The 13,099-nt window shown below is 60.1% G+C and carries 10 protein-coding genes; 1 reads left to right on the forward strand and 9 read right to left on the reverse strand.

The features are described 5' to 3' along the window. Window positions 1-11: 11 nt before the first annotated feature. The 7 genes from QP982_RS05040 to QP982_RS05070 all read right to left on the reverse strand — a co-directional run bounded on the left by QP982_RS05040 (window position 12) and on the right by QP982_RS05070 (window position 7,941). The gene (locus QP982_RS05040; protein ID WP_070549896.1) at window positions 12-1,040 is read right to left on the reverse strand and encodes a PhoH family protein; all 1,029 of its coding nucleotides are present in this window, start codon (window positions 1,038-1,040) and stop codon (window positions 12-14) included. Window positions 1,041-1,052: 12 nt separating this feature from the next. Then, entirely contained in the window at window positions 1,053-1,832 is a 780-nt protein-coding gene (locus tag QP982_RS05045; protein WP_070549897.1) for a 16S rRNA (uracil(1498)-N(3))-methyltransferase, read from the reverse strand. A 44-nt stretch (window positions 1,833-1,876) separates the two neighbouring features. Then, window positions 1,877-3,007, reverse strand: a complete 1,131-nt coding sequence (dnaJ, locus tag QP982_RS05050) for a molecular chaperone DnaJ (protein WP_049170716.1) — start codon at window positions 3,005-3,007, stop codon at window positions 1,877-1,879. Between the two features lie 2 nt (window positions 3,008-3,009). Then, on the reverse strand, window positions 3,010-4,047 hold the full coding sequence (gene hrcA, locus QP982_RS05055) for a heat-inducible transcriptional repressor HrcA (RefSeq protein WP_070549898.1): 1,038 nt from the start codon (window positions 4,045-4,047) through the stop codon (window positions 3,010-3,012). A gap of 9 nt (window positions 4,048-4,056) precedes the next feature. After that, the gene (hemW, locus tag QP982_RS05060; RefSeq protein ID WP_049170714.1) at window positions 4,057-5,220 is read right to left on the reverse strand and encodes a radical SAM family heme chaperone HemW; all 1,164 of its coding nucleotides are present in this window, start codon (window positions 5,218-5,220) and stop codon (window positions 4,057-4,059) included. After that, window positions 5,217-5,903, reverse strand: a complete 687-nt coding sequence (locus QP982_RS05065; protein WP_016423121.1) for a hypothetical protein — start codon at window positions 5,901-5,903, stop codon at window positions 5,217-5,219. The genes hemW and QP982_RS05065 overlap by 4 nt, the downstream gene beginning before the upstream one ends. Window positions 5,904-6,108: 205 nt before the next feature. Next, window positions 6,109-7,941 carry an AMP-dependent synthetase/ligase gene (locus tag QP982_RS05070; RefSeq protein WP_016423122.1) on the reverse strand — a complete coding sequence of 611 codons (1,833 nt, stop codon included), beginning with the start codon at window positions 7,939-7,941 and terminating at the stop codon, window positions 6,109-6,111. 154 nt (window positions 7,942-8,095) lie between these two features. Here QP982_RS05070 and malQ point away from each other — a divergent pair, with 154 nt between their 5' ends. Beyond that, window positions 8,096-10,315, forward strand: a complete 2,220-nt coding sequence (gene malQ / locus QP982_RS05075; protein WP_284870270.1) for a 4-alpha-glucanotransferase — start codon at window positions 8,096-8,098, stop codon at window positions 10,313-10,315. Window positions 10,316-10,674: 359 nt separating this feature from the next. On the opposite strand, the gene QP982_RS05080 is transcribed toward malQ, so the two are convergent. Further along, window positions 10,675-10,890: a hypothetical protein gene (locus QP982_RS05080; protein WP_284870271.1), complete on the reverse strand. Its 216-nt coding sequence runs from the start codon at window positions 10,888-10,890 to the stop codon at window positions 10,675-10,677. A gap of 75 nt (window positions 10,891-10,965) precedes the next feature. Then, the gene (locus tag QP982_RS05085; RefSeq protein ID WP_284870272.1) at window positions 10,966-13,020 is read right to left on the reverse strand and encodes a M3 family metallopeptidase; all 2,055 of its coding nucleotides are present in this window, start codon (window positions 13,018-13,020) and stop codon (window positions 10,966-10,968) included. Window positions 13,021-13,099: the final 79 nt, after the last annotated feature.

Below are 13,099 nucleotides of genomic sequence, written 5' to 3' on the forward strand. Positions count from 1 at the left end.
TTCAGCGTCCTTTATCGCTTTGTGGCGGACTGTCGCTTTTGTGGGGACTCGGCGCCCTGTTCAATACCTTCGTTATAGGCATCGTAGTCATCGTAGGCCTCGACAATTGCGGTTACCAGCGGGTTGCGCACCACATCCGCAGCCGCCAGCGCCGGAAAAGCGATTCCCGGCACACTGCGCAGCACCTCACGGGCGACAGCTAGACCGGACTTCTGCCCTCGAGGCAGGTCGACCTGGCTGGCGTCACCGGTGATGACCATCTTCGAACCGAAGCCCAGGCGGGTGAGGAACATTTTCATCTGCGCCGGAGTAGTGTTCTGTGCTTCGTCGAGAATGATGAACGCATTGTTCAAGGTACGACCGCGCATGTACGCCAGCGGTGCGACCTCCACTACCCCAGTTTCCATCAGCTTTGGAATCAGCTCTGGCTCAAGCATTTCGCGCATCGCATCGTGCAATGGGCGCAGGTAGGGGTCAATCTTCTCGTGCAGAGTACCCGGCAGGAAGCCCAGGTTCTCACCCGCCTCCACTGCGGGGCGAGTCAGAATAATGCGTTCTACCTGCTTATTCTTCAGTGCAGCAACCGCCTTGGCCATGGCCAAGAAGGTCTTGCCCGTACCGGCTGGGCCGATACCGAAAACAACGTTATAGCGGTCGATGGCATCGACGTAGTTCTTTTGTCCCTCGGTCTTGGGACGCACGGTCTTGCCACGATGTGTCACGATGCCGCCACCGAGCACCTCGCTGGCGGACTTCTCCCCGCGATCCACAATGCCCACCGCGTGCCGCACCGACTCCGGGGAGAGCTCGTGCCCACGACGGGCCATTGCCTCTAGCTCCTTGAACGCGCGGACAGCCAACGAAACATCCGCCGGAGCACCCTTGATTGTCACAACTCCGCCGCGGACATGAATATCCGCTGCCAGCAGAGATTCCAGCAGACGTAGGTTCTGATCCGCATGACCGACCACAATCGGCGCGAGATTGTCATCGAGCTCGACGACGGCAGTGGTACGAGCAGTTACTGAATACTTTGTCATTATGCGTCTATCCTACTGACCAGGCGTGGGTGCGCCGCCCCAGCGCTTTGTCAACGGGCCCAGTGCGCAAAGAGCAGCAGCTCCCGCGAGGGCGCTGCGGAGAACTGTCGGGCCGAGTACTACCGAGCTAGCACCTGCGGCGCGGAAGGCCTCGAGTTCCCCAGGGCTGACTCCCCCTTCTGGGCCGACGATGAAAAGAACCTTGTCAGCGTTTGCTGCCTGCGCGGCGAAGTCCACGAACGGAGCTGTTTCCTCCTCGTGCAAAACTGCTGCCACACCACCTGCTGACGTGGTTTCCTGGATGAGTTGCTCAATATCAGCGGAGCTATGCAGGTCAGCGACCGGCGGAATCCATGCACGACGAGCCTGCTTGGCTGCCTCGCGCGCAGCCGACTGCCACTTGGCGCGGGCCTTAGTGACCTTCGCGGTACCCTGCCATCGGGCCACACAATTCACGGCCGCCCAGGGGATAATCTCATCGACCCCAGCCTCGGTCATCAAATCGACCGCAAGCTCAGCACGATCCGACTTCGGCAGTGCCTGCACCACAGTGACGTGCGGGCGCGGACGTGGACGTTCCTCGGCGGCAACTACGCGAACGTGGACCTCACGCGGATCTACGTGCATGAGCTGTGCCCGCACCACCTTGTCCGCACCATTGGCAAGAAGAATCTCCGCGCCCTCCTTCAGCCTGCGAACGCTGATGTGCTTTGCCTCCGACCCGAGGATTCGAATGATTTCTTCCGGGCGCGGCAGCTCGGTGAACTCACCGAGGAATACGGGCAAACTCATGTGTGCTTCACACTCACTGGAGGGGGCTTTGGGGATGGCGTGTTCTAACGGCGGCGGAATCGGGAGAAGAAACCGTTGCGCTCACTCGAGTCTGCCACCTTGGCATCATCATCGCGGTGCTCGCGTAGCTTCTCCAGCAGCTCGCGGGACTTGCGGTCCAGCTTCGTCGGCACCGTGACATCGACGTGTGCGACCACGTCGCCGTTGCCCTCGCCGCGCAGATGCGGCATGCCCTTACCCGACAGACGAATCTGCTCTGCCGGCTGGGTGCCCGAATCAACCTTGATGGTCATTGGTTCGCCGAGCAGGTCGTCGACCTCAAACTCGGTACCAAGTGCGGCATCAGCCATGGGCACCTGCACGTTAAAGTGCAGATCATCGCCCTCACGCTCGAATACAGGGTGCGGGTCCATGGCAACTTCCACGTAGAGGTCACCCGCCGGGCCACCGCCCGGACCGACCTCGCCCTGCCCTGCCATGCGAATACGCATGCCATCAGAGATACCTGCCGGAACGTTGACCGTCAGATCACGGCGAGCACGGACGCGGCCATCGCCACCGCAGTTGTTACACGGATCGGGGATGATCTCGCCGGTGCCCTCACAAGTCGGGCACGGCCGCGAGGTCATCACATTGCCCAGGAAAGAACGCTGGACCTGTTGAATCTCGCCAGTGCCATCACAGCTGGTACACATCTTCGGCTTGGACTTGGACTTCGAGCCGGTTCCCTCGCACTGCTCACACAGCACCGCGGTGTCCACCGTGATGGGCTTGCGGACACCGGTGAATGCCTCATCGAGGCCCAGAGAAATACGCAGCAGCGCATCTGCACCTGGCTGCACACGCGAGCGGCGCTGGCGGGTACCGCCGGCACCGCCGAAGAATGCCTCGAAGATATCGCCGACTCCGCCGCCGCCGAAACCGCCGAAGCCACCGCCTGGCATACCGCCCTGCGGATTGAGAGGATCTCCTCCCATATCCACAATCCGGCGCTTTTCAGGATCCAGCAGGACCTCGTTCGCTTCAGAGGCCTCACGGAACTTCTCCGCAGCTTCTTCATCACCCGGATTACGGTCTGGGTGGTACTTGAGCGCCAGCTTTCGGTACGCCTTCTTAATCTCAGCGTCCGTAGCGTCCTTCTCCACTCCGAGGATGCCGTAATAGTCGCGTGCCAACTTTAGCTACTTCCTTTCAATACCCGGCCAACGTACTGTGCAACAGCAGCAACCGAGGAAATTGTTCCCGGATAATCCATAAATGTGGGGCCAACTACTCCCATGCCACCCAAAATCTCGGTGCCGGTGCCATAGCCAGTTGAAACAACTGAAGTAGCGCGCAGCTCCTCGTCCTCGTTTTCCTCACCGATAGAAACGCGGACATGGTGTAAATCCTGCGCGGCCGACAGCAGTTTCAACACGATCACCTGTTCTTCGAGAGCCTCAAGAACCATGGGCAACGTAGAAGGTAAGCGACCGGCCATATTACCACGGGTCAAATTCGACGCCCCGGCCAGGATGAGCCTGTCATTCGGCCTCTCAATTAACGACTCCACCAGCACCGTCGAGCAGCGGATGATTACATCCCGCAAATCGCGCGGGGCGTTAGCCGCAAGATCGGAAATCGCAATCGACGCGTCGGCAAGTGTGTGCCCCGACATTGCACGGTTGAAATGCTCACGCAACAGCGGCACGAGATCGGGATCCATCGGTGCTGGCAGCTCGACATTGCGCTGCTCCACGCGCCCGGTGTCGGTGATGACTACCAGCAACAATCGCGCGTCGGCGAGCTGGACGACCTCGCAGTGTCGGACGCGGGAGACCTCCAGCGTCGGCACCTGCACTACTGCGACCTGGCGGGTTAGCTGGGCCAGCAGCTGCACACTGCGACGCAGAACGTCCTCCAAATCGACGCCGCCTTCGAGGAACTCGAGGATAGCTCGGCGCTCGGCCCGGGACAGCGGCTTAATCTGCGAAAGATTGTCCACAAAAAGGCGGTAGCCCTTCTCAGTCGGGATACGCCCGGACGATGCATGTTCCTGCTGGATATAACCTTCAGCCTCCAGCACCGCCATGTCATTTCTGATGGTCGCCGAGGACACACCCAGATTGTGGCGCTCCACCAGAGCCTTCGAGCCAACGGGCTCCTGGGAAGCTACGTAATCCGAGACAATTGCCCGAAGAACTTCCTGCCTGCGCTTATCCGTCTGAGATGACATGCGGATAGTTTAACTAAGGATGTCAACAATTATGGCGTCGGCCAGCAAACGACCGCGATTGGTCAGCTGAATCCGCTGGCCGCCATCGACGGAAACAAACTCCACCATGCCCGCTTCCGCTTGCCGACGTGCCTTGCCCAGCTCATCCTCACCGAGCAGATTGGCATCGATACCCTCGGCCAAGCGGAGGCCCAGCATAATCTTCTCAGTGTGCCGATCCTCGGCCGTTAGCCCTTCTGAATCCTTAATCGGCAATTCTCCGCCGGAAATGGTCGCCGCGTAGCGAGCCGGATGCTTGACGTTGTAAAACCTCGTGCCATCCAGGTGCGAATGTGCACCGGGGCCCGCACCCCACCAATTTCCATCGCGCCAGTAGAGCATATTGTGACGACATTGGCCGCCCGGTTTTGCCCAGTTGGACACCTCGTACCAGGAAAAACCGGCTTGACTCAGTGCGGCATCGATGCGCTCGTAGCGGTCGGCGAGATCGTCGTCGTCAGGCATCGGCAGCTCACCACGACGGACCTTACGCGCCATCGCGGTACCCGGCTCGACGATCAGTGAGTACGCCGAAACATGATCGACGTCCGTGGCCAGGACTGCCTCCAACGTCGTATCGAGGTTCGCCATCGACTCCCCTGGCGTGCCATAGATAACGTCGAGGTTGATGTGCTCAAAGCCGGCCGCGCGTGCCTCCGCCACTGCCGCCGCAGGACGCCCCGGCGTGTGCGTACGATCCAGAGTGGCCAGCACATGCGGCACAGCCGACTGCATGCCCAGACTCACCCGGGTAAACCCTGCCTCGGCCAAGCCTTCGAAAAACTCCGGGGAGGTCGACTCGGGATTCGACTCGGTGGTGACCTCGGCGTCGTCGGCAAGCCCAAAGCTGTTGCGCACACCGTCGAGCAGGCGACGAAGACCACTCGCCCCCAACATCGACGGCGTACCACCGCCGACGAATACGGTATCGGCGCCACGCGCTAGTTCGGGGTGCTTTACGACGGCCATCTCGAGCTCAGCCACGATGGCATCGAGGTAGTCTCCCTGCGTTGCGCCACTGCCCAGCTGACCTGGCGTGTACGTGTTGAAATCACAGTAGCCACAACGGGTGGCACAGAATGGGACGTGTAAGTAGACACCGAAGGAATCGGTGTGTGCGGAGGCTTCGCTCACGCATGCTCCTTGGCTCGACGTTGCTTGACGCGGCGGACAATTTCATCGATGCGGGCACGTTCCATCAGGAACTCCGGAGGCCTACGGCCGCGCAGCGCATTGGCAACTGCCGGATGAGTCTCGGGAACAGCAACACACCAAGCGGCGGCAGCGGACAGTGCACGGCGGCCAGACTGTGCGTAAAGCTGCGGAAGCACCACACTACCGAGCTTTTCCACGCCTCGGATGTTTTCGGCGGAAACCCAGTCGGCGAGTTCCTCCAGGTAAGAAGCCACGGCATCGGAGCGAGCAATCATTGCCTGCGTGACCGTAGGGACTGCAACCGGATGCTTCAAAGGAGCCGGAATGAGCGACAGTGACTGCACATCCGGCGACTTCGGTGCCGGATGCGGGTGTCGACGCGGTGTCGAAGCGGAGGAAAGAGTACCGATGCGCCCCGAGCGAATGCCGGAGGTAAACGCTTGGCGTAGACCATCAAGCTCACCAATCAGAGGGCGGCAGTCCTCAACGGCCTCGTCGACGATGTCAGCGAGCTCGAGGACACATTCGTCCACCAGCTCACGATCTACATCAGCAACCGCCTGAGCAAGGTGCTCGATGTGTTCGGCAACTTCGTCACCAATGTCGTAGAGCTCTTGGGTCACTTCGCGCAGGCGTAGCCGAGCATCGAAGTGGTTAATCATTGCCCGCCCTCCCACGACATCTTCGGCGCCGGTGACATCATTGCAGTCTTCCGCTTTCGAATATCGACGAACATTGACGAATGCCGACTTTCGAAAACTGAAAACTCCTTAAAAATTTCTAGCGCCCCTCACCTTAATGGGGTGAGGGGCGCTAGCGCGGTAACAACACGCTGCCGTTTTCTATCGGCAGCGGGTAGACCGTGAATTAACGCTGGTAGAGAGCCTCAATGTCACGCGAGTAGTTGTCCATGACAATGTTGCGCTTGACCTTCATGGTCGGGGTCAGCTCGCCGCTTTCCTCGGTGAAGTCACTGTCCAGAATATGGAACTTCTTAATGGCCTCTGCGTGAGAAACCAGCTCGTTAGCGGAGTTGACGGCGTCCTGAATCTCGGCGCGCAAAACTGCGCTGGAGGCAGCGAGTTCACGGATCGAGGTGTGCTCGGGGACGGAGTGCTCAATCTTCCACTTCTCCAGTGCCTCCTCATCGAGAGTGACCAACACGGAGACGAACGGACGACCATCGCCGATGACGACTGCCTGGGACACCAGCGGGTGCGCACGCATGCGGTCTTCCATCGGGCCCGGCGCGACATTCTTACCACCAGCGGTGACAATGAGGTCCTTCTTGCGGCCGGTGATCTTCAGGTGGCCTTCTTCGGTCAGCTCACCGAGGTCACCAGTCTTAAACCATTCGCCGTCGATGAAGGCTTCCTTGGTTGCCTCTTCGTTCTTCCAGTAGCGGTCGAACACAACCGGACCACGGAGCAGAACTTCGCCGTCATCAGCGATAGCGGCGGAGCAACCACCGACCGGACGACCAACGGTACCAATAATCTGCTCGCTCGGGTTGTTCACGGTGACGGCAGCCGTGGACTCAGTCAGACCGTAGCCTTCGTAGACAGGCACACCGAGACCACGGAAGAAGTGCCCGAGGTCAGAGGACAGAGCCGAACCACCGGAAATGGTGTACTGCACGGCCTCACCCATAGCTGCGCGAATTTTCGAGAACAGCAGGCGATCGTAGAGCTGGCGACGCAGCTTCAAGACACGCGACGGACCTGCCGGAGTATCCAGTGCCTTGGAGTACTCGATGGCGGTGGCCTCAGCACGCTCGAACATGGCCAGGCCGAATGCGCCCTTCTCCTTAGCGGAGGCGTAGGCGGAGTCACGAACCTTCTCGAACACGCGCGGCACACCGAGAATCATGTGCGGACGGGAACGCTGGAACTCCAGGGTGACGGTCTTGGTATCAGCCCAGTGAGACTGGGTAGCACCGGAAATCATCGAAGCCAGGGACACTGCGTGAGCCAACACGTGCGCCAACGGCAGGAAGGTCAGAATGCGGTTCCCCGGACGGGCAATCAGGCCAATCTCGTTGGTGAGGATGGCGCGGGCCTCCGCCAGCCAGTTGCTGTGCAGGAGCACGCAGCCCTTCGGACGACCAGTGGTACCGGAGGTGTAAATCACGGTTGCCAGGTCGTCGGCCTTGGTGTCCTTGATGCGGCGCTCGACCTCGTCGCCGTCAATGTCACGGCCTTCGTAGCTAATGGTGTCAGTAGCGGAAGCGTTAATCTCCAGTACACGACGCAGCTGAGACTCGCCCTCCGGGTTCTCGGTGCCCTTTTCGACCAGCAGAGGCTTCATGCGGTCGGTGTGCTCACGCGACTCGGTAAATGCGAAAACAGCACCGGAGTTTTCAATAATCCAACGAATCTGGCCAGACGAAGAAGAGCCGTAAATCGGGACAACAGCAGCGCCTGCCATCCAGATAGCGGTATTGATCAGGTTCCACTCGTAGCGAGTCTCACTGAGCAGCGCTACGCGGTCGCCCGGCTGAACACCGTTGGCAATTAGCCCCTTAGCGACGCCCTTTGCCTCGTCATAGAACTCCTGAGCAGTGACATTTACCCACTCAAAGTTCTTGGGGCGAGTGAAAAGCACCAGCTTCGGGCGCTTCTGCACCAGCTCCTGCAGCGAGGTAATAATCGTTTCGTCCTCGCCGATGACGTATTTCGCCTCGGTAGTATATTCACGCATCGAGTTACAAACCCCTACTTTCGGTAGTTCTGTCCGTCGTTGGTTTCGTTAGGAATCAACTTAGAACATCAAACCCTGCGCCGTTGTGATTTCAGTAAATATTTCGATAACGAAGTGATTTACCTTACTACTGGCAAAGTTTTTCTAAACTGGCATGATGGAAAGGGTGACACAGGCAGCTTCCAATCCTCCCCTTTCCTCTCCACTCGCCGACCTCGCTAAAGATGTCGGAGTTGGGGTTTCCTACTACTCCACCGAGGGCCAACTCGTGCACGTCTCTCGTGAGACAGTGCTAAAAACTCTCGCTGCTCTCGACATCGATCTGGGCCCAGATCCCAGCGATGCCGACATCAACGACGCCCGTCGTGAGTGGGCAGACACGCAGTGGTCTCGCCTTCTCCCGCCCGTGGTAGTTACCCGCCAGGGCATCTTCCACCGAGTTCTGGTTCACGTACCGCACGGCAGCAATGTCAGCGTGACTGTGAAACTGGAGGACGGCGCAGAATGGCCCTGCGCTCAGGTGCACCACTTGGTACCGCCACGCCAGGTCGGCGATGTGTTGATGGGTGAAGCCGCCTTCGCAATTCCAGAGGATCTGCCACTTGGTTGGCATCGCTTGCGCGCAGTCAACGATGACAACGTCGCTGAGTGCGATGTGGCCGTAACCCCCAACCGTCTCGCCACTGCCGACAAGTACGTGCAGAATCCTGCGCATGGTGTCATGGCACAGCTGTACTCGGTACGCTCCAGCCGCAGCTGGGGTATTGGCGATTTCGCTACCCTCGGCGACTTGGCACAGGTCAGTGCAGAGCACGCGGGCTCTGATTTCGTCCTCATCAATCCGTTGCACGCCGCAGAGCCACTGCCTCCGGTAGAAGACTCGCCGTACCTGCCCACCACGCGCCGCTATGTCAATCCGCTGTACGCGCGCCCAGAGCTTATCGACGAGTTCGGGTACCTGGACAAGGACGAGGCCGATGAAGCCCGTGCGCTAGCGAACTCTTTCCACCAGCTCAATCACAGCCCTGATGAGATTGACCGCAACCCCATCTACGCTGCAAAGCTCAAGGTATTGCGGGCAATTCACAAGATCCCCCTGTCCAGCGCACGCCAGGCGGAATTTGACCGTTGGCTGGAGGCCGAGGGCCGTGGCATATACGACTACGCGTCGTGGTGCACCGAGCGCGAGCTCGCGGATCGCGCTGCTGCCCGCGATGCTGCACGCGCTGCCACTTCCGATTCTGGTGCCGTAACCGAGAACGATATCGAGTTGGTTCCACCGTTGGGTAACCACGCCAGTGTCGAATCTCTGCGGGAGGAAATCTTCCAGTTCCACCTCTGGGTGCAGTGGATTCTCGATCAGCAGCTCGGCCAGGCACAAGAGGCAGCCCTGGATGCGGGTATGCGCATCGGCATCATGGCCGACCTTGCCGTCGGCGTGCACCCTGGCGGCGCGGATGCCGAGAACCTTGCGGATTGGCTCGCTCCTGCTATCTCTGTTGGCGCACCGCCAGACGGTTTTAACCAGCGCGGCCAAGACTGGTCGCAGCCGCCGTGGAACCCGCACAAGCTAGCCGAGGCCGGCTACCGCCCCTGGCGCGACATGCTGCGCACAATCCTTCGCCACGCAGGTGGCATTCGTGTTGACCACGTGCTGGGTATGTTCCGCCTCTGGGTCATGCCGCGGATGGAGTCCCCCGTCAATGGCACCTACCTGTACTTCGACCACGAGGCAATGGTCGGCATTCTCGCACTTGAGGCCGAGCTCGCTGGGGCCGTCGTCGTAGGCGAAGACCTGGGCACTTTCGAGCCGTGGGTGCAGGACTACCTGGCCTCGCGGGGCATCATGGGCACCTCGATCGTGTGGTTTGAATCCGAGGGCGACCAGCCGAAACCACCAAGCGCTTACCGCAGCCTGTGCCTGTCCTCCGTCACCACGCACGATCTGCCGCCGACGGCAGGCTACCTCGCAGGCGAGCACATCAAGCTACGGGAACGCCTGAGACTATTGCTTTCCGACGTCGCGGAGGAAGACCGCCGGGACTTCGAGTGGATTCGAAAGGTTTTGGGTGCGGCCAAGGAAGCCGGCTGCTTTGGTGACACGACTGCGGCGGACATGGATGTTCATTCCCTTACCCGCGATAATCTGCCACCAATTGACGCACTGGTCACGGGGCTGCACCGCTTCCTCGACCAGACGCCATCCGCGCTGAAGTGTGAGGCCTTGGTGGACATGGTCGGCGATCGTCGTACTCAGAACCAGCCGGGCACGAGCCACGACCAGTACCCGAACTGGTGCATTCCGCTAACCGATGCCGAGGGCAAGGCCGTGCTTGTCGAGGACCTGCCTCGCTTCCCCGGATTCAAGCGTTAATTGGTTCGTGAGCGACTAATCCCTCATTTTTGCTGTTCACCGATCTTTCAGGTTATATGCCCGGCACTAAAACCGAGGCTAAAACTGGAAATCGGTGACTGCACCAGCGATGAGGATGAGAAGAAGCAAAACGATTAGGGCAAGTAGGACCTTCGAGTGCCTCGACCGATGCATGCTAACTCAGCTCCCTACTGCGAAATATTTGCGAACTACCCAACTCTAGCCTGTTGGGCAAATTTCCTAATACTTTAAGACATACCTTAGGGCAGCGATAGCGACCCAACACTTAAAGGGGGCTTCTCCCAGCTCAATTCATCGGGTCTCTCGGTGAGCTATCCGCAAGGCCACTACCTCTTCGGCTAGCTCTCGCTGCCCGCTCCTCGACACTCCTGCGAACGCTCCCGCCGACGCACCGACCACTGCCACAGACGACCGCTGACAACATCGATTGCGCCAACGAGAACGAAAGCAAGAAACCCTCCGACTACCAGGAGAACCACGCATAGCACGCTGACCTGCGCAAGCAGTGGCAATTGGATAAGCCACTGCCCTACTCTGTCGAATGCTTCTGCCATGAGTGTCAACCTACCCTGCCGGTGACCGGAATAACCAGTGGGCGGCGGTCGCGGGGCTCGTCGTAAAGCGTGAAGCTAGGCATCAGTGCCCGACAGCCCGCGGCGTTCGAGGAGCGGCTGGATGTCCTTATCGCGACCTCGGAAGGCACGGTAGGCGGCCATGAAGTCGATGGCGCCACCACGGGAGAGAATCTCCTCGCGGAAGTGGCTGCCGCCGCTGATTGTGGCACCGCCGTTGTCGGTGAACCAACCGAAACCGTCCGCGTCGAGCACCTCTGCCCACAGGTAGGAGTAATAGCCCGCCGAGTAACCGCCGGCGAAGATGTGGTTGAAGTAGCGGGAGCGGTAACGCGGAGCCAGGTGGGGAACGTCGAGGCCGAGTTCAGCGAGTGCTTCCGCTTCGAAAGCGTCGACATCGGTGGCCTGAGCCGCTTCCTCCTCGGTGAGGCTGTGCCAGGCCAGATCGATGGCGCACGCGGCGAGGTACTCAACCGTGGCGAATCCCTCACCAGCGGTGCGGGCCTTCTTCACAGACTCGACTAGCTCGGCCGGGATCGGCTCACCGGTACGAACGTGGACGGCGTAATTGGCCAGAATGGATGGCTCAAGTGCCCAGTTCTCGTTAATCTGGGAGGGGAATTCCACGAAGTCGCGCGGGACGTTAGTGCCCGAGAAGGTCGGGTACGTGACGTCGGAAAGCAGACCGTGGAGGGCGTGCCCGAACTCGTGGAAAGCAGTGGTGACCTCGTCGAGCGTCAGTAGCACCGGGGTTCCCGGCTCGGTTTCGGCGATGTTCATCACGTTGACCACGACTGGCAGGCGCCCCAGCAGACGGGACTGGTCCCTAAACGAGCTCATCCATGCACCACCGCGCTTAGTCGGGCGCGAGAAGTAGTCCGTAATAATCAGGCCGATGGTCTCGCCTCCGCCCTGGCGTACCTCCCACACGGTCGTGCCCGGCGCGTATCCCTGCAGGTCCTCGCGCTTGACTACCTCGATGCCGTAGAGCTTGCGGGCAGCGTAGAACACGCCGTCTTCGATGACACGGTGCAGCTCGAAGTAGTTCTTGAGTTCCTCCGTGTCGACTGCGAATTCTTCCGCTTTACGACGGCGCTCCCAATACGGCCAGTCAGCGCCCGTGACCGTCTCACCGCCAGCCAGATCAGCGACCCGCTTGTACTCGCCTTCAGCATTGGCAATGGCAGCTGGCGCCAGGTCTGCAATGAGCTTCCGAGCAGCCTCTGCGGTGGTTGCCGTCTCCTTGGCAATGACGTAATCCGCATGCGTGTCGTAGCCGAGCAGCTTGGCACGGCGGGCACGCAGGCGCGCCATTTCCAGCACAATGCCGGAGTTGTCGAACGTGCCGGAGGCAGCACCCGCACGCCCCAGTGAGGCTTCATAGAGCTTGGCGCGAGTAGCCGGATTATCCAGGTCAGCCAGCTGTGCCGGAGTTGACGGTAGGTCCAGCGGAATCAGCCACGGCGCATCGGTGTCGGCCTTTTTCGCGTAGGCGGCGAAGGACGCAATGGCGTCGTCGGAAAGCCCGGCGAGTTCCTCGCGGTCGTAGATCTCCACGGCGCGCGCGACGGTGTCCTTCAGTAGGTTTTCACCGAAAGCCGTGGAGAGCTCAGAGAGACGGGAATTGATGCGGCTGAGCTCGGCTTTGTCCTCGTCGCTGAGGTCCGCACCGGCGCGCTGGAAGTCTTCGCGGACTTTCTTCAGCAGCAGCTTCGCCTCTTCCGGATTGGCGGCATCCTCAACGCTGTCGATGGCATTGATGCGCTGCCACAGGTCACTGCGCATGCGAATCTGATCCAGGTGTGCAGTGAGCTGCGGGGCAATCTCGGCTTCAATTTCCATGCGGACATCGGTGGCGTCCGTGCCGGCAACGTTGAAGAAATAAGCAGCGACGCGGTCCAGATCCTGGCCCGCCTTTTCCATTGCCTCGATGGTATTAACAAAGGTCGGCGCCTCCGACGACGTGGCGATGGCGTCGATCTCGCGTGCATGGCTGCGCATTGCTTCGCTAAAGGCCTCGCGGACGTGGCTGTCATCGATTGCCGCAAAATCTGGCAATTCGCAGAACAATTCTGACGGTGTCAACAGTGGATTTCGTGCATCATTGGTCATAGTGAATTCAACTGTAGCGTGCTCGAAAACGCGAGCGCGACTACCACAGGCTCCCCGCCCTTCTGGCAGGACCAACAGT

The sequence above is a fragment of the Corynebacterium sp. MSK019 genome, assembly GCF_030232425.1.
Lineage (GTDB): Bacteria > Actinomycetota > Actinomycetes > Mycobacteriales > Mycobacteriaceae > Corynebacterium > Corynebacterium jeikeium_D.

Bases quoted from the DNA above. Each gene is read 5' to 3' on its own strand.
- QP982_RS05085 (WP_284870272.1), bottom strand. From the start codon at position 13,020: ATGACCAATGATGCACGAAATCCACTGTTGACACCGTCAGAATTGTTC.
- QP982_RS05040 (WP_070549896.1), bottom strand. From the start codon at position 1,040: ATGACAAAGTATTCAGTAACTGCTCGTACCACTGCCGTCGTCGAGCTC.
- malQ (WP_284870270.1), top strand. From the start codon at position 8,096: ATGATGGAAAGGGTGACACAGGCAGCTTCCAATCCTCCCCTTTCCTCT.
- hrcA (WP_070549898.1), bottom strand. From the start codon at position 4,047: ATGTCATCTCAGACGGATAAGCGCAGGCAGGAAGTTCTTCGGGCAATT.
- QP982_RS05070 (WP_016423122.1), bottom strand. From the start codon at position 7,941: ATGCGTGAATATACTACCGAGGCGAAATACGTCATCGGCGAGGACGAA.
- QP982_RS05065 (WP_016423121.1), bottom strand. From the start codon at position 5,903: ATGATTAACCACTTCGATGCTCGGCTACGCCTGCGCGAAGTGACCCAA.
- QP982_RS05045 (WP_070549897.1), bottom strand. From the start codon at position 1,832: ATGAGTTTGCCCGTATTCCTCGGTGAGTTCACCGAGCTGCCGCGCCCG.
- QP982_RS05080 (WP_284870271.1), bottom strand. From the start codon at position 10,890: ATGGCAGAAGCATTCGACAGAGTAGGGCAGTGGCTTATCCAATTGCCA.